A 624-nucleotide genomic window follows, 5' to 3' on the forward strand; every position below is an offset into this window, starting at 1 on the left:
CGGGCCGCTGAAGGTTCGGAGCCACGTGCTCTGTCCTTTCTCGTGTTTCTCCACTTCAGGCTAACACTCGTGTGCGCGTGTGCGCGCTGCGCACACAACCAAGTATGTGTGCGAACGCTAACGCGCACAAGAGCGCACACGAAAAATGTGCGCTTATTTGTGCGCAGCGCGCACACGCGCACACGAGTGTTAGCCTGAAGTGGAGAAACACGAGAGGAGTCGCGATGAACCTTCCCGAAGTTTGGACTCGCGATATCTGGCAGCGAGCTGCTGCTCCCACGATCCCGTCGGTGCAGGAGGTCGACGGGCATCTGACCAGCGCGGGGACCACCCATCACGCCGATTACGTCGGCGATTCGCTGTGGGTGGTCGATTACCTGCCCGGCCGTCAGCTGACCCGTGCGCAGGCGACGGCGGCCATGCGGATCGCGATCGCTCCGGAGCGGCTCGAGGTCGAGCGGTGGGCTGGCCAGTTGGGCCTGACCGCCGCCGAGGCCCGCGGTTTCGCCGAACTGCCGGTGAGTGCGTGATGGCTCGCGAGCGTGTGGTCGATGTCTACATCCCGGTCGTGCCGTCGTCGGCCGGCATCGGGGGAGTCGGCCCGATGATCGTCGCCCCGCTGCT

The 624-nt window shown here is 65.1% G+C and carries 1 protein-coding gene; it reads left to right on the forward strand.

All coding sequences use genetic code 11. From position 1 onward, the window contains the following. Positions 1–224: 224 nt before the first annotated feature. Positions 225–530: a hypothetical protein gene (locus A5780_RS13780; protein ID WP_082976463.1), complete on the forward strand. Its 306-nt coding sequence runs from the start codon at positions 225–227 to the stop codon at positions 528–530. Positions 531–624 lie beyond the last annotated feature (94 nt).

Origin of the sequence: Nocardia sp. 852002-20019_SCH5090214, from assembly GCF_001665865.1 — a bacterium.
GTDB lineage: Bacteria > Actinomycetota > Actinomycetes > Mycobacteriales > Mycobacteriaceae > Nocardia > Nocardia nova.